Genomic DNA, 20,678 nt, shown 5'->3' with positions numbered 1-20,678 from the left:
CCAGATTTTCTAACCACTAATATACACTGATGGGCACTAATGTTCCAAACCCTCTGAGGCTTGGTCATTAGTGTAAATGAGTGTCTATCAGTGGTAAAAAGAGATTTTTTCACCTAACCAACGACGATACCACTCACTTCCAATACTTCTCGATGGCGGCCACAAGCCCAGGGATGGTGTGGGTCTCGGCGGCGATGTCGACTTTGAGGCCGTGTTTCTTGATGGCCTCGCTGGTGACGGGGCCGATGGAAGCGACTTTGCAGCCCTCTGGAAGCGCCACGCCGAGGTCCATGAAGTGGTCCACGGTGCTGGCGCTGGTGAAGGTGATCATGTCCGCGCCTTCGTTCTTCAGGCGGGCCAGGGCTTCGAGGTTATCGTCCTTCTCCGGCACGGTGCGATAGGCGATGGCCTCGTCCACGATGGCGCCCATTTTCATGAGCTCCTTGGTGATGACATCACGCGTTTCCTCGGCCTTCACCCAGAGGACGGAGACATGCTCCATGTTCTGGTATTCTCCAAAGGCCTTCACAAGGCCCTCGGCCACATAATCCTTCTCTGGCATGAGGTCGACGGCGAGATGACGGGCTCTTACCTTCTCCGCGGTGCCGGGTCCGATGCAGGCAATGCGCACGCCGCCGATGCTGCGGGCATCATTGTAGATCTTGTCGAAGATCTTGAAGAAGGCATCGACACCATTCGGGCTGGTGAAGACGATCCACTCATAGCTATGGCAGTCCTGCACGAGCTCACCAAAGCCGAGGAGGTCGATGGGCTCTTCGATACGAATGGTGGGCAGCTCGATCACATCCGCGCCAAGGTCACGCAGCTTGCGGCTGACCACACCGATCTGCTGACGAGTGCGGGTGACGACGATCTTTTTGCCGAAGAGCGGGCGGCTTTCAAACCAGTTGATCTTCTCGCGCTCGGTCACGACATCGCCCAGCACCGCGACGGCGGGTGCTTTGAAGCCGGTCTCTTTCACGCGGGCGGCCATGGTGCCGAGCGTGGCCACGAGGGTCTGCTGCTTGCCATGGGTGCCCCAGCGGACGAGGGCCATGGGGGTGGCGGGATTCACGCCGTGCTTCAGAAACTCGCCGGTGATCTCCTCCATGCGCTCCACGCCCATGAGGAAGACTTTGGTGCCATCAGCGGCGGCGAGTTTGGCGTAGTCCAGGCTCGTCTCGGCCTTCGTGGGGTCTTCGTGACCGGTGAAAATGGTGAGCTGGGAGGCGTGGTCACGATGCGTGACGGGGATGCCTGCATAGGCCGGGGCCGCGATGGCGCTGGTGATGCCGGGGACGATCTCAAAGCGTACGCCAGCCTCGGCGAGCTCGGCGGCTTCCTCAGCACCACGGCCGAAGAGCACGGGATCGCCGCCCTTCAGACGGGTCACCACCTTGCCCTCGCGGGCCAGTTTGACGATCAGGCCATTGATCTGGTCCTGCGGCAGGGCGTGGTCGCCAGCCTTTTTACCCACGTAGATCTTCTCGGTGCCTTCCTTGGCATAGCGGAGGAACTCCGGATTGCAGAGGTAGTCATAGACCAGCACGTCCGCGACCTCGATGCACTCCTTGCCCTTGATCGTGAGCAGGCCGGGATCACCGGGGCCGGCGCCGACGAGGTAACAGATGCCTTTGGAAAGAGAAGCGGAGGGGGAAGCCATGGAAAAAAGCGGGCTGCCATGGTGCCGAGACTGCCACGGGCTGCAAATGGTATACGCCGCGTGCCGAGCATCCCCTGTGGGGAAGAGCCAAGAAAAGAAGTGTCAGGGAACCGCAGCATGGACAGGCATGCTGCCGTTGCTTCCGTCAGGACCTGGCGGGATTCGCGAGCTGGACATCCGCGGCCCCTGACAAACGAGCGATAGTCCGGCTGACGGCAGGGCGCAAGTGCTGAGCGCGATTTCCAAACATTCTCGAATACATCACCGCCACACACGGTCTGAAGATCAGTCAGAAATGACTTGAAGACGTCCGAAAGTTAAGAATCCTTAAGAACATGAAACTGAACCTGATTCCGCTGGGTGTGATGACCGCACTCGGCGTGATGGATTTCACATCACTGGCACAAGCGCAGTACTCCTACCCGCAGGCCCCTGGCTATCCGCAGCAGGTGTCCCCGCCGCCGCAGTATCGCCAGCCAGCGCCGCAGTATCCACCCCAGGGATATGCGCCGCCGCCGCAGCAGTCGCAGTATGTAAGCCCCATTGAGTTTCTGCCGACCTTCGGCCGCAAGTTCGGGCAGATGTTCCGCAAGGTGTTTTATGGAGACGGCCAGGCTCAAGGGTCTAATCAACAAGGTTACCAGCAGCCGCAGTATCAGCAGCCTCAGGGCCGTCTGGACCAGCCGCCGTCTGGCTACTACCAGCAGCCGGGGTCTCCACCGCAGTATCAACAGGCGCCCCAATACCAACAGGCACCTCAGTATCAGCAGGCTCCGCAATACCAGCAGCAAGCGCCGCAGTATCAAACACCGCCGCAGCAGCAGCCGGGTTATCCGCCACGGTATGAGACGCCGCCTGCGCCCCAGCAGTCGGCACCTGCCATGCCGCCGACGAGCCGCATGGGATCCAGCACCTCTCCGAGCCCCACGAAGAAGTCGGGCTCGAGCACGAAGAGCAGCACCTCCAAGCCTTCGCCGAAATACACACCGCCGACGATCACGCGCGAGAATTCCCCCTCTCCGCCACCGCGTGTAGAGGAGGATCCGCCCCCTTCCATTCCACCCACGACCGCTTCCACACCGAGCAAGCTTCCAGGTTCCAAGCCACCAAGCTCCAGCAGCACGGCGAACACCTCAAGTTCGAGCAATGACAAGCCGAACGCCTCTGCGAACAGCGGCAGCTTCCTGCGTGGCAAGAAAACCGGCAAGGAAGGCCGCGTGATCAGCCCCTATCCACCTTATCGTGAGCTGGATGTGAGCGGCCTCTCCAGCGGCTCGCTGGCCCTGGATCCGACGACGCAGAAGGTCTTTGAGGTGCCTTGATTGGCAGCCTCCACGTTCCTTTCCTGGCATTTTTTGAAGGATGCGGCATGATCTGCCGCATCCTTTTCTTTTTGTACTCATGTTTTCCACCGGCCAGAAAGTCGTCTGCATCAATGACCAGTTTGATCCCTGGGTCTATGATCTCTACCGTGCCCTTCCCAAGAAGGACAAAACCTACACTGTGCGCGCCATCGCGCCCGGCCGCTCAAAGCCGCAGTTCACGGTGAATGATGATGCGGAGATCAAGCTCACCGGCGCTGAGTTTGACATCCTGCTGCTGCTCAAGGAACTGCAGAATCCGGATGATCCACACTCCAGCATGAAGCAGGAGCTCGGCTTCCGTGCGGAGCGCTTTGCCCCGCTGGAAGAAGATGAAGAGGAAGAAGAGGCCGAGGCTGAAGAGCTGGTCGGCGTGGGTGCTGCCAAGGAAGACTGGGAACCGCAGACGCAGTCCCGGTGACTCGCGCCCGGGCCAATCTCGTTCTTCTCAGCTGTGCTTTGGTGTGGGGCCTGGCCTTCCTGTTTCAAAAACAGGCCATGGGTCACGTCGGGCCGTTTCTGTTCATCGCCTCACGCTCGCTGCTGGCCAGCCTGGCGCTGTGGCCGCTGGCGTGGCGGGAGAAGCGCAAAGCCGAGGCTTCGGGCAATGCGGCGGGAAGACGCCAGGGCTTGGTGCGTCTCTCCATGATCTCCGGCGTGGTCTTCTTCGCCGCGGCGGCGCTTCAGCAGGCAGGTCTCATCACCACCACGGTCACCAACTCGAGCTTTCTCACGGCTCTCTACGTGGTGATCACGCCTTTCCTGACCTGGTTGATCATGCGGCAGAAGCCGGGGCCGGTGGTGTGGATGGCGGTGGTGCTCTCCTTCGTTGGGACTTGGTTGCTTGGAGGAGGTTCGCTGTCAGCCTTCACCATCGGTGATGTGTACATGACCATCGGCGCGGTGCTTTGGGCGCTGCATGTGGTCTTGGTTGCTCTGGCGGCGCAGCATGAGCGCGCGGCCACCTTCAGCGCCATCCAGTTTGCCACAGTGACCGCGCTTGCCGCCCTCATGGCCGTCTCCATGGAGCCTTTGAACTGGAGCGCTCTGGGTCTGACCGTGCCCGCAATCCTTTACTGCGGGCTGATTTCCAGCGCCGTCACCTTCACCGTGCTGGCCATCGCGCTGCGTCACACGCGACCTTCGGAAGCAGCGGTGATTCTCTCCACGGAGTCGATCTTCGCCGCGGTGGCGGCTTATTTTTGGTTAGGCGAGAGATTGCCTCACATCGGCTGGGTGGGCGCTGGGATCATCTTTGTGGCGACTCTGGTGGTGAATCTGCCGAGCCGCACCAAGCTCAGCCAAACCTGACGCAGTAGACCGGAGGAAGATCGGGACTGAGGCGGTCCCAGGAGTCGCCTCCGTTGTCGCTGGTCCAGACGGAGCCGGTGGTGCTGCCAAAGGCGAGGGTCTTGCCATCTCCAGTGATGTCGAGACAGTGGCGATACACGAGATGATAGGCGTGATGCTGTGGCAGGCCTTCGCGCAGAGCTTCGAAGGTCTTGCCGCCATCGCGTGTGCGCATGACGCAGAGAGCACCATCACAGGCCACGCGGATCTCGTCTTTCACTCCGGGCACAAACCAGGCCGTCTGCGGATCCTGCGGATGCATGACCACGGCGAAACCGAAGGAGGAAGGATTGGCGTTGTCGATCTCACGCCATTTCAGGCCGCCATCGGTGGAGTGGAAGATGCCGTTGTGATGCTGCATCCAGATCGTATCGGGATCCGCGGCGCTCCAGGCGATGCGATGCGGGTCCTGGCTGCCAGGATCATAGGCCAGTTCCGGCGGCAGATACTCGGCACGGACACCGTCGCCAATGATGCGCCAGGTCTCGCCATTGTCGCGAGTCTCCCAGACACCACCGCAGGAAACAGCGATGAGCACACGCCGACGGTCTCGCGGATCCACGAGGATGCTGTGAATGCCGGGCCACTCCGCGCCACCGCCCATCCACTTCGCACGACCGGGATCATTCCACAGGCTTTCGACCAAGCGCCACGAAACACCGTGATCCTTGGAATGAAACAAACCGCCAGGAAGCGTGCCGCACCAGAGCTCGCCCTCAGCGGCACCGGCTTCGAGAGCCCAGATCTTTTTCAGATCCCAAGGCACGGCTTCCTGGCTCGCTGGATTGATGACATCGGCGACCTCTTCGGGCTTCGGAGGATAGGTGGGACAGGCGCGCTCTTCCCAAGTGGCTCCATCATCCCTCGAGGCCTGAAACTTGGTGCCGAAGTGGCCGTGATCCAAAGCAGCGTAGAGCGTGCCATCGCGAGCATCTGGCAGCAGCATGGGCACGGGCACGCCGAGAAAGGACACGCGGCTGATCTCCCAGCCTTTGGGGCCGCGCTCCGCCTGGATCAATCCCTTGCGCGTTCCGAGATAGAGTTTCGTGCTCATGATGAATGAGAAATGAAGTTAACCGCCCGAAAGCGCCTGCATGACAAAGATTTCTGACTTCTCGCTGACAGCGTCCGTGAGCTTTTTGCGATCCGCGATGGCGGTGCCATCGACAAACACGACCACATGCTTGCGAAGCGACGCCTGGTCATCGAGCACATAGCCGCGTAACAAAGGATGCTGAATAAACACTGCATCGAGCGCTTCACGCACGGTCGAGCCTGCAACCTCACAGGTCGGCGCGGCGGCCTGACGGGCGAGGTTGGCGGTGAATTGGACGACGGGCATGGTTCACAAGTTACGATTGCCGCGCGAGTGCCTGCACGAAGATTTACTCAGGCAGTTCCTCACCATGCGTCTCCGGCAAGAAGGCCAGGAAGAGCAGGCCGAGGAGGAAGAAGCCGCCGAGGCAGGTGATGGCGGTGCGGAGGTCGTAGGTGGACTTCATCCAGGCGCTGAGCCAGATGAGTACTGGCGCAGCGAGAATGCGGCCGGTGTTGAAGCAGAAGCCGGAACCGGTGGCGCGGAGATGGGTGGGGAAAAGCGCTGGGAAGTACGCGGCGTAACCGGCATGAATCCCTTGGGCGAAGAAACCGAACAAGGGCAGCAGCACGAGCAGCAGCGTGTAGCTGTTCGCCTCGGATGGCAGCCAGCAGATGATGGGTGTCATGACCAGTGCGGCAAGGTGCATGATGACGAAGGTTTTTTTGCAGCCCCAGCGAGCACTCAGCGGACCGAAGGCGAGCATGCCCGCCCCTGCGCCGGCGGTCTGGATGAAGCCGAAAGCGATCTTGGATTTGCTGGCCCAGTCGGGATCGCCTGCACGCTTCAGGAAATCGGCGGCGATGTCCTGACCTGCGACGACCACGCCCCAGAAAGTGGCGAGACCAACCATGGCGAGCAGAGCTCCAAACACGGCGCGTGATCGCCAGCGTGCGGTGCCGAGAAGCTCGCTGAAGCTGCCCATGCGTTCAGGTTTGCTTTCGCGGGCGGCCTTCCAGGCCTCGGGTTCCTTGATGCTGAGGCGCACCCAGAGCACGAGCAGAGCGGGCGCGACGCCTAACAAATAAGCGGTTCGCCATTCAGTGCCGACCCAGAGGCCTGCGGCAGCGGCGAGCCAGAGGCCGCAGACGCTGGTGGCGTGGAAGATGCCGCCGGCACGCTCGCGAGCTTCTTTGGGGAAAACCTCGGCCACCAAGGCGGCACCGACGGCCCACTCACCGCCGACGCCCATCGCGACGAGGAAGCGTAACACGCCCACCTGCCAGATTTCATCCGCAAAGGCGGTGATGCCGGAGAAGATGGAGTAGAAGAGGATGGTGAGGGCCATCACGGGGTTGCGGCCCCATTTGTCGGCGAGGGAGCTGAAGAGCAATCCGCCAAAAGTTCCCCCAACCAAAAAGATGCCAAGGAAGCGCTCCCCCCAGACTTTGACGAGCGGATCGTCTGCCTTCACCGCGAGCAGGTCCGGCAGCATGTCGGCGCGGGTGAGGTTGTAGATCTGGCCTTCAAAGGCATCAAAAATCCAACCCAGCGAAGCGACGATCAGCACAAGCCACTGATAACGTGTGACGGAGGAATACCAGGGGGCGGGCTTGGACATGGAGAAGATGCAAAACTTGATGATCCTTAACGAGACGAAACTGGCTGGCTTGCTATAAAGGGACGCTTCCCATGCCCAGCCCCGACCTTTTTCAGAACAACCCGCGCGTGCGGCTCGTGACCAGCTTTGAGGAGCTGGTGGACACGCGCTTTTGCGACGGGATAAACGCGCTCTGCTGGCCGCGTGTGCTGGAGGGAGACTTTGCCGAGATCGTGGCGCATCTGGACATGCCGCCGGGCATCACACATCTCAGTGCGGAGGAGCTCCGCGCGCTGCCGCTGAGTGCCGCAGGCAAGACTGCGGTGGAGATCATGATCGCGGATCAAGAGAGGCTGAGCGAGCTGGGGCTGGATCCGGTGCTCGACTGTGTGAATGGGTATGTGCAGCGTGAAGAGACGGGGCCGGTGCGCACGGACGTGTGCTCGTTTCATGTCGATAGCGCCACAGCGGAGGCGGACACCTGGCTCTGCACCTATCATGGGGCTTCGTCGGAAGGTTTGCTGAATGAGGAGGCGATCGGTCGTGCGCTTATTCCGGAGACGCGTGCGGAGCTGCTGCGGATCTATGGAGGGAGTGATGACGAAGGGTTTGCGGAGTGGCTGAACGATCACTTTTACGATCTGCATTATGCGCCTCTGCCGGAAGCGAAGCCTTACACGTTTGGTGTCGGGAATCTGTGGCGCATTGCCACAGAGTATCCGGACTCGCCGGTGCCGCCGTGCATTCATCGCGCGCCGGATCCCATCGCGAGACAGAAGCGGCTTTTGCTGATCAGTTGAGGTCATGGGCGGCAGCAGCGCGGGACTTGGCAAGTCCCGCTCCTTGATTCCTTGGATGTCAGACGGGCATGGTGGTGCCGGGGATGGCCACGGGATACCAGCCATCGACATCAGGCTTCACGGGTGGTTCGGTGTTCCAGGTGATGTTGTCTGGCACGAGCACTTCCTGCGAGTTCATGGCCTGTTCCCAGGTGATGACCTGACCGGTGTAGGTGGCCATGCGGCCCATGACGCCCATCATGGTGCTATGCGCGGCGTAGTCGGCATCATTGCGCATCTTGCCGGTGCGGATGTTTTCAAAGAAAGCATCGTGCTCGAGCTGGTAAGCATCCTCTTTGTTACGCGTGCGCTTGCCGCCGGGTGGCTGGCCGTTGATGAGGAAGCGACCGTTGGCGGCGAGATCAGCGCTGCCTTTCACGCCGTGGAAATGCTCGCTCACGTCCTTCTGGCACTTGCCGCCGATCTGGCAGCACTGGCTCAGCAGGCGGAAACCGTTGTCGTATTCGAACTCGACGGTGTGATGATCAAAGATGGTGCCGTTCTCCTTGGCACGGCGCACCTGGCGACCGCCCTGCCCCACGGCACGCAGCGGCATCTTGCCCTGCATGACCCAGTTCGCGACATCGAGGTTGTGGCAATGCTGCTCGAGGATGTGGTCGCCGCTCATCCAGGTGAAGAAATACCAGTTCCGGATTTGGTAATGCAGTTCGCTCTCGCCCGGCTCACGCGGGAAGCCTGGGCGCGAGGTGCCGTTCCAATACACACGGCCATAGACGAGGTCGCCGATCTCTCCTCCCTGGATGCGGTTGATGACATCGATGTAGCTCGGTGCGTAACGACGCTGGAAACCGACGCAGACATTGAGGTTCTTTTTCTTCGCTTCCGCGGAAGCGGCGAGCACACGACGCACACCCGCAGCATCCACGGCGACGGGCTTCTCCATGAAGACATGTTTGCCGGCTTTGATGGCTTGTTCAAAGAGGAAGGGACGCGGACCCGGAGGTGTGGTGATGAGGACCACGTCCGCGAGATCGAAGGCTTTCTTGTAGTCCTCGAAGTTCGTGAAGACATGTTCGGGCGGGACGTTGATCTGGCCTTCGTGTTTTTCTTTGAGGATGTTCAGGGCGTCCTGCGCCTTCTTCTCGAGTGGATCGACGACGGCAACCAGTTTGATGGTGGAACCGGCGGAGAGGGCTTGGTTGCAGGCTCCGGTGCCACGCCCACCGCAACCGATGAGCGCGATTTTGATGTCACTATCACCTCCAGCAGCGAAGGCATGCGTCGCTGCCGTCATGGCGGTCGCGGAAAGAAAGGTTCGGCGTGTGGTCATGGTTGTTGTTAGGTTGTCCTATGAAGGTTCAGCAAGTTGTCGATGACTTCTCGCCTCCCTCCAGGAGGCGATGAGGTGAGATGCGATGTTGTTTGTTATTCCGGGGGTTCACGCTACACCGCTTCGCGGTTCCGCTCCACCCCCGGCTACCTTCTCTCGAGCCTCCGGCTCGCCAGCAGACGATCTGCGAGGCTATGGAGCACATGAGGTATTCGATGAGCATGGGTTCAGGAAAATTTTTCTACCCTCAATCTTTCTACCTTAAAACTTCAGCATGTCCGCCACCGGCAGCGGCTTGCCTTGGCGGATGGATTCTTCGGCGACGAGGCAGAGGCCAGCACTCCAGAGGCCGTCGAGGCCGGTGGCGATGGGTGGTTTGCCGTGGCGGACCATGGCGATGCTCTGGGCGATCTCCTCGCGGAGCTCGAAGACTTCGCCGCTTTGTTTGGTGAGGGTTACTTCTTCGAGCTTTTCGCCATCGAAGACGCGGAGGAAGGCTGTCGGTTCGAGGGTGCGGTCGAGGGCGCCGCTCCAGCCGGCCCAGAGGGCTCCCTTGGTGCCGCTGACTTTGACGGTTTGATGATGCTCAAAGGCGGCGAGGGTTTGCGAGACGACGGCATAACTGCCGTTCGGGTATTTGAACATGGCGCTAAAGTTATCATACAGCGTGGGGCGCTGTGGATCGCGCGAGTTGCCGTAGGCGTAGAGCTCCACGGGGTCGCCGCTGCTTTCGAGATACCAGCGGGCGAGGTCGAAGAAATGGATGGGCTCCTCAAGCACCCAACTGCCGACGCGATTCTGATCATAGCGCCAGCCGCTGGCGCCAAGGCGGTAAGGTTTCCGTAAGAGCTCAACGAGCACATACTGCGGATCGCCAATGGTGCCGGCATCGATGATCTCCTTGATGCGTCCCCACTGGCTGGAGAGACGAAGCTCATGACCGACAGCGAGATGCACACCATGCTCGCGAGCGCCGGCCGTGATGGCTTTGCAATCATCCAGCGTGATGGCCATGGGCTTCTCGAGAAGCACGTGCTTGCCCTTTTGCATAGCGGCGAGGGCGATCTCGCGATGCGTGTGACTGGGCGTGACGATATCAAGGATATCAAAGTCAACCTGCGCGATCATCTCGAGGCTGTCGGCGAAGATCTGCGCGTCGGGATAAAGCTGGCGGGCTTCAGCGCGCGAGGCTTCGGAGGGTGCGCTGATGGCCACGAGATGTGCCTCGGGATTTTGCGCGATGGATTGAGCGTGAAATTTGCCCCAGGCACCGAATCCGGCGAGGGCGAAGCGAACGGGGGCGGACATAAAAGAAATCAGTAACGAGGTGCGGTTGTGAGCGGCGTGACGGGATGAGGAACGAGGCGGCCCTGCACTTCATTCAGACGACAGGTGGGCAGGCGTGGCAGGACGTGCTTCGCAAAAAGGTCACACTCCTCCAGATGCGGATAACCGCTGAGGATGAAGGCGCGCATGCCCATGTCCATGTAGCGATGAAGCTTGGCGAGCACTTGCTCGGGATCGCCGACGATGGCGCTGGCGCAGCCGCTGCGAGCGAGGCCGATGCCGCTCCAGAGATGTGGCTCGATGTAGAGATCCTTGCTTTGCTCACGCAGTTCATCCTGGCGCTTCACGCCGGCGCTTTGGGAATCCATGCTGCGCGCCTTGATCTCGGCACCCTTTTCGGCATCGAGCTTGGAGATGAGCTTGTCAGCAGCAGCACGGGCCTCAGCCTCGGTCTCGCGGACGATGACATGCGCGCGAAAACCGAAGTCGATGGTGCGGCCATACGCGGCGGCTTTTTCAGACATGCTGCGCATAGTCTCGGCGATGCGGTCTTCTGTCTCCGGCCACATCAGGAAGACATCGCAATGCTTCGCACAGAGATCCTGCGCGAGCGGAGAGATGCCGCCGAAGTACATGAGCGGGCCGCCGTTCTGCTGGTAAGGCTTTGCGGCTTCCGTGTTCGGCAGGCTGAACTGATAATATTTCCCTTTCCACTCGAAGGGGCCGTCCGTGCGCCAGAGACCTTGGAGGATCTGGATGATCTCGCTGCTGCGCTCATAGCGCACTTCATTGCTCTCCTTCAGGCCGGGCATGTCGGAGGAGATGATGTTAATGCAGAGGCGCCCTTTGGCGATGTGGTCCACGGTGGCCAGAGCACGTGCGAGCATGGGCGGCCAGACCTCGCCCATGCGCAGGGCCACGAGCTGGTTGATCTGCTGCGTCTTCGGCGCCATGGCGGAGGCAAAGGCCAGCGCATCCTGGCCGACAATCCAGCCGGAAGGCAGGAGGATGTTTTGATAGCCGTGCGCATCCGCGCGGCGGACGATCTCACCACAGTGCTCGTAGTTGGAACGCAGCGTGCCGTCCGGCACACCGAGGTATTCATAGTCATCTCCGCAAAGGGCTGAGAACCAGGCGACTTCGCATTGTCGGTCAATCGTGCGAACAGGGATGGGGGGAGGCATGCCAAGTATTATTATTTATTCCAATATTAGATTATTGTCTTGAGGGCGGCTTGGATTCAAGGCAAAACGTTCTGTCTTTATGAGCACGCCTCCCGCCACTCCCCAGAGCATTGTCATCGTCGGAGGAGGATTCAGCGGTCTCATGACAGCCGTGAATGTGATGCGGCTGGCACGGCGGACGGTGCGGCTGACGATCATCAACGGGCAGCGGCCCACCGGTCGCGGAGTGGCCTACAGCACGCGACGCGCGGAGCATCTGCTGAATGTGGCCGCGCGAAACATGTCCGCCTTCCCGGACATCCCGGACCATTTTGTGAACTGGCTGCGCACGCGCACGGAGTATGACACACTGCCCGAGCACGAGCTGCGCGAACGGTTCATCCCGCGTCTGGTCTATGGCGACTATCTGAGGTCCCTCATGCACCACTATTTGAGTGCGGCGGAGTTTGTGGATGGTGAGGCGGTGGATGTGGATGAGCGCGGCGTGATTTTGTCCAATGGACGTGTCATCGAGGCGGACCGCGTTGTGCTGGCTTCAGGCAATGAAGCGCCTGCGCCACTGCCGGGTGCGGAGGCTTTAACCGATCATCCGGGATGGTTGGGCAATCCTTGGTTAGACTGGCTGGGACGGCTGCCGGCCTCGGACGGGAGCATTGTGCTGCTGGGCACGGGTCTGACGACGGTGGATTCGTTGATCACACTGCGATCGCTAGGGTGGTATGGGCGTGTGCATGCCATCTCCCGTCATGGCTGGCTGCCGCAGTCACACTTTCGCGGGATCGAGTATCCGGACTTTCCTCCTGAGGGTGTGGATCTGGCGGAGCTGGGCCTGGAGAGGCTGGTGAAGCTGGTCGAGGGCCACTGCAACCGGCTGCGCGACATGGGCGCGAACCCGGGTATCATTGTGGACAAAATGCGTGCGCATACGCAGCGCATCTGGCAAAAACTGACGCTGGAGGAGCGGCTCAGCTTTGCCAAGCATCATGCGGCGAAGTGGAACATCATCCGGCATCGAATCGCGCCCGAGATCCATGCGCAGATCACGACGATGCAGCTCACGGGCCAACTGCAGGTGCATGCGGCGAACATTGAAAAAGTGAGTGCCGCCGATCAGCGAGTGGAGGTGCAGCTCTGCGGTGGCAAGACGATCACGGGTGATCTGGTGATCAATGCCACGGGTCCGCAGACACGCTTCACGGCGACGAGTTCCGGGCTGCTGCAGAATCTGCTGCGTCGTGGCTCGGTGTCACCCGATGACATGGACATGGGCGTGAGGATCACGCCGGGACATACGATCGTGGATGGGGAGGGCAAGCCGTCCCCGAGTCTTTTGGCCATCGGGCCACTGCTGCGCGGCACGTATTGGGAGACCATCGCGGTGCCGGAGCTGCGCGGGCAGGCGCGACGCGTGGCCGAGACGCTGCTGGGCGAGACGACCGAACCAACGATCGAACAAAAAGTGATGATGGAGTACATGATCTAATTTTCCCTGGTCATGAGAAACGCCGAAGAACTGCGCCACAACCTCGCCCAGACGCTGCTGCATGTGCGCAGCGGGCGGGCGACCTCGCGCCGCATCCTGGCGGAGATCATGCGCATCTCGCCGACGACGGCGGGAGACTATGTGGACCAGCTCATTGGGTCCGGACACCTCCTGGAGTCAGGTTTGGAGCAGGGCCGGATCGGCCGGCCGAAGCGCAACCTGAGCACGGTGGCGGAGGCGGGATGGTTTGCGGGGATCGAGTTCAACGCGGAGCGTGTGCAGGCGGTGCGGCTGGATTTCTCCGGAGTGCCGACACGCTCGCTGAGCCGGCCTTTGCCGGAAGATGCGGATGCAGCTTCCGTGATGAAGGAGATCAGTGAGGTGATCAAAAGCTTGCGCCAGGGTGCCTCGGGGCCGCTGCTGCAGATCGGCGCGGGCGCGCCGGGCATTGTGAACCCGGAAGCAGGCGTGGGGGTGCACTACACCTTCATTCCGGGCTGGGACAACATTCCGCTCAAAGCGGATCTTGAGAAGTTATTCAAGGTGCCGGTGATTGTGGAGAACAATTTGCGGGTGATCGCCTTGGCAGAACGTTGGTTCGGCGGCGGTCGTGAGCTGGATGACTATGTCATCCTCGGTCCACGCAGTGGGTTCGGCATCGCCGTGGTGAAGAACGGACGGCTCATGAGTGGTGCGCATCACGCGAGCGGGGAGATCGGCCGCTGGGTCTGGCCGCTCATGGGCGAGGGCAAGGAGATGCATGATGCGCTGTCTTCACCGGCGGTCTGGCGGAGGCTGGCGGGAGTTTCGAATCGGGCGCGGCTTCCAGTGGATCTGCATGCGGCGCTAGAGGGACTGGCGGAGAGTGAGGGTGAGGCGTGGGAGGCGCTGATCGATGATTATGCGCGGGTCATGGGACTGCTGCATCTGCTGCTGGATACTCCGGCTTACTTTCTACATGGGCCGCTGACGGCGCTGGGAGAGCGGTTTGGAAGGGAGATTTCACAGCGGGCGGTGAAGTTGATGCCAGCGCTGGGGAGCATGCCGCCGAGTGTGGTGATTTCGACGCTGGGAGATGATGCGGGGGCGCTGGGGGCGGCGAGCCATGCGATGGAGGGATGGGGGCCGGCTAACTATTTATGATTTATGATTTTTGACTTATGATTTGGGGGGACGGAGATGGTGGTGGCGCGGTGTCCAAAGGGGCCGCTTGGGACACTTTTCGGGATGAGGTGGTTGGGGTTGAGTGCGGGGCTATGAATGATTTTTTCACAGGAGATTTGGCGACACAGAGGTGGGCCTACGGAATGCACGGAATATGCGGAAAGGGACGGGAGACGGGCCAAGAGAGCCGTTTACAGTTGTTTACGGTGGTTGACGGTTGTTGACGATGGTTTGCAGAGGGGAGCCACGGAGTGCTCGGGACGCAGGGCAAAGGAGGCCGATCCGAGCCAATCCGAGTGGATCCGACCTCGTTGGATGGAGGGCGATGGGATGGAGGTTCAGGGTCATTTGTGCATGGGACGCGCTTTCAGCGCTTGGCGCTTTGCGGTCTCAGGGACCTAGGGCTAGACGCCCTAGGCTGGTATTGGACGCGCCTTTGGCGCTGAAGAGTTTAGATGGTGAAACGTGTGTCGCGGGGGAGCGACTTGGGCTCCTCAGAGGGCGATCCAACCAAATCCAGGTCAATCCAGGCTGCTTTTTCAAAAGTGGGCGGATCCGGCCTGATCCAACCCAATCCGACCGGTGAGGAGTGTAAATTCTCGTTTACGGGGGCTTATAATTACCATAAATTAATCAACTCATGCCCTTCGCTCTCAGCTCATTCCGCCGCCCCCTCCTTTGGATGGGTGTGCTGGCGCTTGGTCTGCCGCTGGTGCTGAAGGCGGACCCGACGGCGGAGCAGCAGTATATGCTGGAGCTGGTGAACCGGATGCGGATGAACCCGGGAGGAGAGCTTGAGAATCTGGTGAACATGTCCTCCCCAGGGGTGTGGGACACGCTGAAGTCGGATCACCCGACGGTGGCGGCGGCGCTGGATTTTTATGGGGTGAGCGCCAGTGCGCTGGCCTCGCAATGGGGCACGCTGACGGCAGCACCGCCGCTGGCGTGGAATGATTCCCTGGCAGCGGCCTCAAATACCTATTCGAACCTGATGGTCACTCAGGACCAGCAGGCGCACGGGCTGGATGGCATGTCTGTGGGGCAGCGGATCGTGAATGCGGGGTATAGCTCCAACTGGGGAGATGCGGCGCAGACACTCTTTGCCACAGCAGCGGATGGCATGCATGCGCACTCGGCGCTGGCGATCGACTGGGGTCCGGACGGAGGCAGCGGCACGGGGATTCAGCCAGGGGCCACACATCGTGCAGCCTTGATGGATCCTCTTTATAAAGAGATCGGCATCGGCTTTCAGACCATCTCCATCCCGATCACGAATGGCGAAGTGACAGGGCCGGTGGTGATCACAGAGCATCTGGGCAATGCGCGACGGCTGGAAGGTGTGAACCTGGTCTCCGATGCGATCCTCACGGGGAGCATTTTTGATGACTCGGTGCTCAGCGACAACTTTTATACCCCCGGCGAGGGGGTGAGCGGTGTGCTGGTCTTTGTGTATGACAACACGAACGGCAACCTGGTGGCCTCCGGCCAAACCAATAGTGTGGGAGGGTTTAACATCGCTCTCACCGGATTGACGGACGGCACGGAGTACCGGGTGGAGGCTCCCGGCACGGGACAAGGACCGCAGACTTTCTCTTTAAACACCCGCATGGAGAACTATGGGACGCAGGCGAATCCCGACTGGGCGACCTTTTATGACAATGTGTATACCTCCTTTGTGGCCGTGCCTGAGCCTGGAAGCGCTGGCTTGCTTTTGCTGTCGTTGATGTTGTTTTCGCGCCGTCGCCGCCCTTGATTCCCTGATTCGCTCCCGACCTTATGAAACCCCTGCTCGTCCTGCTTACCAGCCTCTGCCTCAGCCTGACCCTTCATGCTCAGGAACCCGATGCCACGGCCAAGGCCATCCGCGCGCTGATCGATGAGTATGAAAACACAGTGCGGGCGAACACGATGAAGATCATCGAGGCGAAGACCGAGGAGGAGAAGGACAAGTATCGCGCCACAGTGCCGAGCGCGGAGCCGTATGCGAAGAAGGTGCTGGCGATGGTGCAGGAGCACCTGGGTGATGCAGGATCTGCGGTGGGTGTTTCCTGGCTGGTCACGCAGGCCAGCGGCTTCCCTGAAGGGCAGACGGCGCTGCAGATGCTGGGCACCTCGCATGTGAAGCATTCAGGCATTGCCGCAGCGGTGAAGTCACTCGAATTCTACCCTTATGAGATTGGTGGACCGATCCTGAAGGCGGTGCGCGAGCAGAACCCGAACAAGACGGAGCAGGCCGCCGCCACCTATGCGCTGGGCATGCAGCATTTCCGCCGCTATGAGGCCGCCACGGATGAGAAGACCGCGGCCGAGGCGAAGGAGCAGGCCATGAACTACTTCCAGGAGATCAGCGCGAAGTTCGGCGACTCCGCCATCAATGGCTTCCCGCTCGCGGATCAGACGAGCCGGACCATGTTTGAGCTGCAGAACCTCTCCGTGGGCAGCCCCTGCCCTGACATTGAGGGCAAGGATGTGGACGGCGGCGCCTTCAAGCTGGCGGATTTCAAAGGGAAGAAGGTGGTGCTCATCTTCTGGGGCGGCTGGTGCCATGCCTGCCACGGCACGATCCCGCTGATGAACAAGCTGGCCACCGACACGAAGGAAAAAGGTGTGGTGGTGCTGGGCGTGAACACGGACATCCCAGAAGAGGCCAAGAAGGCTTACCAGACCTATGAGGTAAACTTCCGGAACTGGTCTGACGGCACCACCAGCGGGCCGATCACCAGCATGTTCAACCTGCGCAACTTCCCCACGATCTACCTGCTGGATGAGAAGGGCGTGATCCTTTTGAAGAACACCAGCCTGGAGGCGATCCGCATCAAGCTGGGCGCTTGAAGTCGTGACCGCATCTTATGTTAGGCCTAGCGGCGAAAAGCTTTAGTTTGGTTAAGGACTCTCAACCCTGACAAAGACGACCAAAAGCTCCCGAGAATGCTCTTGCCGCTGAGTCTCACAGTTCTTAAAGTTCAGCAACTCCACCTCAACGCACCCGATCCTATGAAAACGGAAACGACCGCCCGCCTTGCGATGCGCCTGATTGCCATGACCGTGATCGCCGGTGCGCTGGCCAGCTGCAAACTGCCCCCACGCTACGCGATGCGTGAGATCCAGAGCAAAGGCCTCTTCACCTATCTGGGCACGGACTACAGCCGTGGTTACTACCCGGGCTACTACGGCGGCAGTGCGTATGCCTCCACGAATGCTCCGTTTCAGACGCAGCAGCCCTACACGGAGCCGCGGGCGATCCGCCAGGTGCCGTATCGCAGCACCTATCAGACGAACCGCAATCTGAGAGCGGACTATGATCGCGTGCCGTATCGTCCGCGCACCGTGGAGCGCTACACCGCACCGAGCAGGCCGCGGAGAAGCTCCCCGGTGATCGTGGATGATGAAGGGCCGACACCTTCACCCACTCCCGCGAGGAACCGCTCTTCAGGCAACAAGGTGCCTGACAAGGTGGTGACTGACACACCTGCGCCGAAGTCCAGCACTGTCACACCAGCCCCCGTGCTCCCTGCAGTGCCGGCGGTGGAAGAGAACCTGCCATTTGGCACTCCGGTGGCGGGCCGCCCAGGGATGGTGGTGAGTCCTTATACCGACCCTTCGAAAAAGCAGCTGGTGGATGTGACCGGCCTGCCTGCCGGTGAGAAGGTGAAGGATCCGTATTCCGGCAAGCTCTTCCGCGTGCCGCCGACCTCCCAGGCGGATAACAAGAAGAATGGCAATGGTTCAACGGAGACTCCGGCGAAGCCTGAAGGCGGCGCTGACAAGGACAAGGCGCAGCCGAAGGAGAATTGAGACGGGTGAGGCGAACCACCACAATGTTAGACTTTTAGTTAGGCTGGTTGAATCGTGGCATGGCGGGCTTCGCGGCAGCGTCCTGGAGTGCGCCTGCCCTCTGGCGCTCTCGAAGGCCTGATGATGGAGTTCACGCAGAGTGAATGCGAAGGTCAGTTGGGGTTGAGCCTCTCTTGAAGCTTGTGGATCACTCTCTTCGGCGAAAGCGCCGGAGGGCCGGCGCAGTCCAGGACGCTTCGCGACTTCAGTGTATGGTGTGCACTCACACATGGTTGAATATGGGATGAGTTGATTGCCGTGCGCACAGAACGACCTTGGAGCAGGAGAATGTCGTGTGCGCTCGAGAGCGGTGTCGACGACGCACGGTGGCCCGTGCATCTCTGCCACCGCACTCCGGGACGCTTCGCGACTTCGGCGTCGCAAGCCTAACCAACGACAGCTCAATTTCTCAAGAAGCGCCGAGGCCGCGAAGGACGGCAGGAAGGGTCTTCACGAGGATCTTGAGGTCCAGCCAGAGGGACCAGTTGTCGATGTACTTGAGATCGAGGGCGACCCAGTCTTCGAAGTTCTTGATGCCGTTGCGGCCGGTGACCTGCCAGAGACAGGTGAGGCCGGGCTTCACGCTGAGACGGCGGCGCTGCGCATGCTTCTCGATGCGGTTGATCTCATACACGGGCAGCGGTCGCGGGCCGACGAGGCTCATCTCGCCGCGCAGCACATTGAGCAGTTGCGGCAGTTCGTCGATGCTGGTTTTTCGCAGCCAGCGGCCCAAACCAAAAATGCGGGGATCGTCTTTGATTTTGAAGACGGGGCCGTCCATCTCGTTGAGACATTCCAGCTCGGCGCGCTTGGTCTCCGCATCGGTGTGCATGGTGCGGAACTTCCACATGTTGAAAGGCTTCCCATACAGTCCGGAGCGCTCCTGGCGGAAGAAGACGGGCCCCTTGGAAGCGAGACGAATGCCGATGGCGGCCATGATCCAAAACGGCGAGGTGAGCAGGAGCAGCACGAAGGCGCCGATGCGGTCCATGATGTCCTTGAACACCAGGGACCATGAGATCTGCGGTGTGCTGTGGAAGACGAGCATGAGCTTGCCACCGAACACGTCAAAGGTGGGACGCGCGATGGCGGTCTGGAAGAAGTCCGCGGAGATCCAGGCCTCCACGCCTTCCGTTTCACAGGCCTGCACGGCTTCCTCGATCTTACCGAAATGCACATGCTGCGCGGCGAAGAGCACGCGTGAGGCGGAGACTTCATGCATGGCCTTCACGAGATCACTCACAGGTTGCTGCGTGATATCGATCCGTGCGACGACCTCGATACCGGCGCGCTGCTCCGGCGGCATTTGATCTTCAAAGTGCATCACGTCCTGCGCGGCACCGGCGACGATCACACGTTCACGCCCTTTGCCAGTGGCGAGACTGCGGCGGATCTGCTCGCGCTGAAAGGCTTCACGGAGCAGCAGGGCGACCGCCGACAAGGAAATGGCCAGGATGACCACCGCACGGCTGGGCACGCTCCATTTCAGAAAGACCACCATCGTGCCGATGACCATGCCCATGATGACCAGAGTCTCCGCGAGCTGGCGCAGGCTTTTGCCAGGAGTCTTGTGGAAGATGTTTGAGTAGAAGCCGCGCATCTCCAAGGCGACCGGCGTGAAAGGCACCACCACGGCCATGATCCAGTAGAGCTCTTCGAGCGGCGGGATCTCCACCAAGTCAGGCCAGAAGCTCGGTGCCAGTGAGGCTCTCAGAAAATGGGCCAACCAAAGACAGAACCCGAGAAGGGCGCTGTCTAACAACTCTGTGAGCTGCAAATTGATTTCCTGTCTTCGACCCAGCATATTGATGAGTAACCAATTCTGAATTAGTTTATTCCTATTAAAATTATAACATTCCTAGCGAATGGCACAACTTGTTTCTACCCAAAGCCCTCTGCAAGCGACCCGTCCGCTGACCGTGGGGGTCATCCCGGATGCCGCTACCCTGTCCACCTGGGCCCGGATGCCGCGCGACCAGCGCGAGGCCACCTGTGACCTGATCGAGCTTCGGCTCGACACCCTCAAAATGCCCGCGGACGAGGTGCGGGATGCCTTGGTTCACGGCGAGAATGCCACCCCCATCCTGCTCACCGCACGTCACCCGGCCGAGGGCGGCCAGGGCAGCGTTGTCGCGGCGGAGCGCATGGCGATGATCGAGCCGCTGCTGGATCTGGCGATCCTGGTCGACATCGAACTTCGCAGTGCGATGGAGATGAAGCCGATCGTGGAGAAGGCGCATGCCAAAGGCGTGAAGGTCATGGGATCCTTCCATGACTTCCAGGCAACCCCTGGAGATGATGTACTGCGAGGCGCCATCGGCTTTGCCCAGCCTGCCGGGCTGGATGCGGTGAAGATCGCCACGTTTCTGAACTCCCAGGCAGATTTGGTGCGTCTGATGCAGATCACCGGGGACCAGCATCGTCTCCGCCTTTCCAGCATGGGCATGGGGCCGTGGGGCCGCATCTCCCGGTTGGTGCTTGCAAAGGCTGGCAGCCTGCTGAACTACGGCTTCATTGGTGAGTCCAATGCCCCCGGTCAGTGGCCTGCCGCACGCCTGAAGGAATTGCTCGCCGAACTCTAACTTT

At 60.6% G+C, this 20,678-nt stretch carries 18 protein-coding genes and 1 other RNA gene; 10 read left to right on the top strand and 9 right to left on the bottom strand.

Annotation, left to right across the window (positions count from 1 at the left end):
• Positions 1-133: 133 nt before the first annotated feature.
• Positions 134-1,663, bottom strand: a complete 1,530-nt coding sequence (gene cobA / locus BGE01nite_RS23570; protein ID WP_146854352.1) for a uroporphyrinogen-III C-methyltransferase — start codon at positions 1,661-1,663, stop codon at positions 134-136.
• Positions 1,664-1,760: 97 nt separating this feature from the next.
• Positions 1,761-1,855: signal recognition particle sRNA small type (gene ffs, locus BGE01nite_RS23565), an RNA gene on the bottom strand.
• 143 nt (positions 1,856-1,998) lie between these two features.
• On the opposite strand from ffs, the gene BGE01nite_RS29730 reads away from it, so the two are divergent.
• The 3 genes from BGE01nite_RS29730 to BGE01nite_RS23550 all read left to right on the top strand — a co-directional run bounded on the left by BGE01nite_RS29730 (position 1,999) and on the right by BGE01nite_RS23550 (position 4,335).
• Positions 1,999-2,985 carry a hypothetical protein gene (locus BGE01nite_RS29730; protein WP_146854350.1) on the top strand — a complete coding sequence of 329 codons (987 nt, stop codon included), beginning with the start codon at positions 1,999-2,001 and terminating at the stop codon, positions 2,983-2,985.
• Positions 2,986-3,064: 79 nt separating this feature from the next.
• Positions 3,065-3,445: a hypothetical protein gene (locus BGE01nite_RS23555; RefSeq protein ID WP_146854348.1), complete on the top strand. Its 381-nt coding sequence runs from the start codon at positions 3,065-3,067 to the stop codon at positions 3,443-3,445.
• A complete protein-coding gene (locus BGE01nite_RS23550) occupies positions 3,442-4,335 on the top strand; it encodes a DMT family transporter (RefSeq protein WP_170267006.1) in 894 nt (297 codons plus the stop codon). Before BGE01nite_RS23555 ends, BGE01nite_RS23550 begins: the two co-directional genes overlap by 4 nt.
• On the opposite strand, the gene BGE01nite_RS23545 is transcribed toward BGE01nite_RS23550, so the two are convergent.
• The 3 genes from BGE01nite_RS23545 to BGE01nite_RS23535 are packed head-to-tail and all read right to left on the bottom strand — an operon-like array spanning position 4,322 to position 7,031.
• A complete protein-coding gene (locus BGE01nite_RS23545; RefSeq protein WP_146854344.1) occupies positions 4,322-5,428 on the bottom strand; it encodes a WD40/YVTN/BNR-like repeat-containing protein in 1,107 nt (368 codons plus the stop codon). The genes BGE01nite_RS23550 and BGE01nite_RS23545 overlap by 14 nt on opposite strands.
• 18 nt (positions 5,429-5,446) lie before the next feature.
• Entirely contained in the window at positions 5,447-5,716 is a 270-nt protein-coding gene (locus tag BGE01nite_RS23540; protein ID WP_146854342.1) for a MoaD/ThiS family protein, read from the bottom strand.
• Positions 5,717-5,759: 43 nt separating this feature from the next.
• Positions 5,760-7,031: an MFS transporter gene (locus BGE01nite_RS23535; protein WP_146854340.1), complete on the bottom strand. Its 1,272-nt coding sequence runs from the start codon at positions 7,029-7,031 to the stop codon at positions 5,760-5,762.
• Between the two features lie 71 nt (positions 7,032-7,102).
• On the opposite strand from BGE01nite_RS23535, the gene BGE01nite_RS23530 reads away from it, so the two are divergent.
• Positions 7,103-7,810 carry a hypothetical protein gene (locus BGE01nite_RS23530; protein WP_146854338.1) on the top strand — a complete coding sequence of 236 codons (708 nt, stop codon included), beginning with the start codon at positions 7,103-7,105 and terminating at the stop codon, positions 7,808-7,810.
• 58 nt (positions 7,811-7,868) lie between these two features.
• Here the strand turns inward: BGE01nite_RS23530 and BGE01nite_RS23525 are convergent, their stop codons facing one another.
• From BGE01nite_RS23525 to BGE01nite_RS23515, 3 genes are all read right to left on the bottom strand, one after another.
• The gene (locus BGE01nite_RS23525; protein ID WP_146854336.1) at positions 7,869-9,140 is read right to left on the bottom strand and encodes a Gfo/Idh/MocA family protein; all 1,272 of its coding nucleotides are present in this window, start codon (positions 9,138-9,140) and stop codon (positions 7,869-7,871) included.
• A 261-nt stretch (positions 9,141-9,401) separates the two neighbouring features.
• A complete protein-coding gene (locus BGE01nite_RS23520; protein WP_146854334.1) occupies positions 9,402-10,448 on the bottom strand; it encodes a Gfo/Idh/MocA family protein in 1,047 nt (348 codons plus the stop codon).
• A gap of 8 nt (positions 10,449-10,456) precedes the next feature.
• Positions 10,457-11,611 carry an LLM class flavin-dependent oxidoreductase gene (locus BGE01nite_RS23515; RefSeq protein ID WP_146854332.1) on the bottom strand — a complete coding sequence of 385 codons (1,155 nt, stop codon included), beginning with the start codon at positions 11,609-11,611 and terminating at the stop codon, positions 10,457-10,459.
• A 79-nt stretch (positions 11,612-11,690) separates the two neighbouring features.
• Between BGE01nite_RS23515 and BGE01nite_RS23510 the strand changes: the two genes are divergently transcribed.
• The 5 genes from BGE01nite_RS23510 to BGE01nite_RS23490 all read left to right on the top strand — a co-directional run bounded on the left by BGE01nite_RS23510 (position 11,691) and on the right by BGE01nite_RS23490 (position 18,053).
• Positions 11,691-13,094: an FAD/NAD(P)-binding protein gene (locus tag BGE01nite_RS23510; protein WP_146854330.1), complete on the top strand. Its 1,404-nt coding sequence runs from the start codon at positions 11,691-11,693 to the stop codon at positions 13,092-13,094.
• A gap of 12 nt (positions 13,095-13,106) precedes the next feature.
• A complete protein-coding gene (locus BGE01nite_RS23505) occupies positions 13,107-14,237 on the top strand; it encodes an ROK family protein (protein WP_146854328.1) in 1,131 nt (376 codons plus the stop codon).
• A gap of 661 nt (positions 14,238-14,898) precedes the next feature.
• A complete protein-coding gene (locus tag BGE01nite_RS23500) occupies positions 14,899-16,011 on the top strand; it encodes a CAP domain-containing protein (protein WP_146854366.1) in 1,113 nt (370 codons plus the stop codon).
• A gap of 23 nt (positions 16,012-16,034) precedes the next feature.
• Entirely contained in the window at positions 16,035-17,090 is a 1,056-nt protein-coding gene (locus tag BGE01nite_RS23495; RefSeq protein WP_146854326.1) for a peroxiredoxin family protein, read from the top strand.
• A 162-nt stretch (positions 17,091-17,252) separates the two neighbouring features.
• Positions 17,253-18,053: a KAR9 family protein gene (locus tag BGE01nite_RS23490; RefSeq protein ID WP_146854324.1), complete on the top strand. Its 801-nt coding sequence runs from the start codon at positions 17,253-17,255 to the stop codon at positions 18,051-18,053.
• Between the two features lie 448 nt (positions 18,054-18,501).
• Here the strand turns inward: BGE01nite_RS23490 and BGE01nite_RS23485 are convergent, their stop codons facing one another.
• Positions 18,502-19,896 (bottom strand): exopolysaccharide biosynthesis polyprenyl glycosylphosphotransferase, encoded by a 1,395-nt coding sequence (locus BGE01nite_RS23485; protein WP_146854322.1) that lies wholly within the window; start codon positions 19,894-19,896, stop codon positions 18,502-18,504.
• Positions 19,897-19,957: 61 nt separating this feature from the next.
• Between BGE01nite_RS23485 and BGE01nite_RS23480 the strand changes: the two genes are divergently transcribed.
• Complete coding sequence (locus BGE01nite_RS23480) at positions 19,958-20,674, top strand: type I 3-dehydroquinate dehydratase (RefSeq protein ID WP_146854320.1); 717 nt, start codon at positions 19,958-19,960, stop codon at positions 20,672-20,674.
• The last annotated feature ends 4 nt before the right edge of the window (positions 20,675-20,678 follow it).

Origin of the sequence: Prosthecobacter gellanilyticus (assembly GCF_007992435.1) — a bacterium.
GTDB classification, from domain to species: domain Bacteria; phylum Verrucomicrobiota; class Verrucomicrobiia; order Verrucomicrobiales; family Verrucomicrobiaceae; genus Prosthecobacter; species Prosthecobacter gellanilyticus.
Note: the sequence above shows the minus strand (reverse complement) of the source record. Positions and strands in the feature narration are given on the sequence as shown.

What these genes read in the sequence shown, in the direction of transcription:
- cobA (WP_146854352.1), bottom strand. Translation starts at nt 1,663, where the DNA reads ATGGCTTCCCCCTCCGCTTCTCTTTCCAAAGGCATCTGTTACCTCGTC.
- BGE01nite_RS29730 (WP_146854350.1), top strand. Translation starts at nt 1,999, where the DNA reads ATGAAACTGAACCTGATTCCGCTGGGTGTGATGACCGCACTCGGCGTG.
- BGE01nite_RS23555 (WP_146854348.1), top strand. Translation starts at nt 3,065, where the DNA reads ATGTTTTCCACCGGCCAGAAAGTCGTCTGCATCAATGACCAGTTTGAT.
- BGE01nite_RS23545 (WP_146854344.1), bottom strand. Translation starts at nt 5,428, where the DNA reads ATGAGCACGAAACTCTATCTCGGAACGCGCAAGGGATTGATCCAGGCG.
- BGE01nite_RS23540 (WP_146854342.1), bottom strand. Translation starts at nt 5,716, where the DNA reads ATGCCCGTCGTCCAATTCACCGCCAACCTCGCCCGTCAGGCCGCCGCG.
- BGE01nite_RS23535 (WP_146854340.1), bottom strand. Translation starts at nt 7,031, where the DNA reads ATGTCCAAGCCCGCCCCCTGGTATTCCTCCGTCACACGTTATCAGTGG.
- BGE01nite_RS23530 (WP_146854338.1), top strand. Translation starts at nt 7,103, where the DNA reads ATGCCCAGCCCCGACCTTTTTCAGAACAACCCGCGCGTGCGGCTCGTG.
- BGE01nite_RS23525 (WP_146854336.1), bottom strand. Translation starts at nt 9,140, where the DNA reads ATGACCACACGCCGAACCTTTCTTTCCGCGACCGCCATGACGGCAGCG.
- BGE01nite_RS23520 (WP_146854334.1), bottom strand. Translation starts at nt 10,448, where the DNA reads ATGTCCGCCCCCGTTCGCTTCGCCCTCGCCGGATTCGGTGCCTGGGGC.
- BGE01nite_RS23515 (WP_146854332.1), bottom strand. Translation starts at nt 11,611, where the DNA reads ATGCCTCCCCCCATCCCTGTTCGCACGATTGACCGACAATGCGAAGTC.
- BGE01nite_RS23510 (WP_146854330.1), top strand. Translation starts at nt 11,691, where the DNA reads ATGAGCACGCCTCCCGCCACTCCCCAGAGCATTGTCATCGTCGGAGGA.
- BGE01nite_RS23505 (WP_146854328.1), top strand. Translation starts at nt 13,107, where the DNA reads ATGAGAAACGCCGAAGAACTGCGCCACAACCTCGCCCAGACGCTGCTG.
- BGE01nite_RS23500 (WP_146854366.1), top strand. Translation starts at nt 14,899, where the DNA reads ATGCCCTTCGCTCTCAGCTCATTCCGCCGCCCCCTCCTTTGGATGGGT.
- BGE01nite_RS23495 (WP_146854326.1), top strand. Translation starts at nt 16,035, where the DNA reads ATGAAACCCCTGCTCGTCCTGCTTACCAGCCTCTGCCTCAGCCTGACC.
- BGE01nite_RS23490 (WP_146854324.1), top strand. Translation starts at nt 17,253, where the DNA reads ATGAAAACGGAAACGACCGCCCGCCTTGCGATGCGCCTGATTGCCATG.
- BGE01nite_RS23485 (WP_146854322.1), bottom strand. Translation starts at nt 19,896, where the DNA reads ATGCTGGGTCGAAGACAGGAAATCAATTTGCAGCTCACAGAGTTGTTA.
- BGE01nite_RS23480 (WP_146854320.1), top strand. Translation starts at nt 19,958, where the DNA reads ATGGCACAACTTGTTTCTACCCAAAGCCCTCTGCAAGCGACCCGTCCG.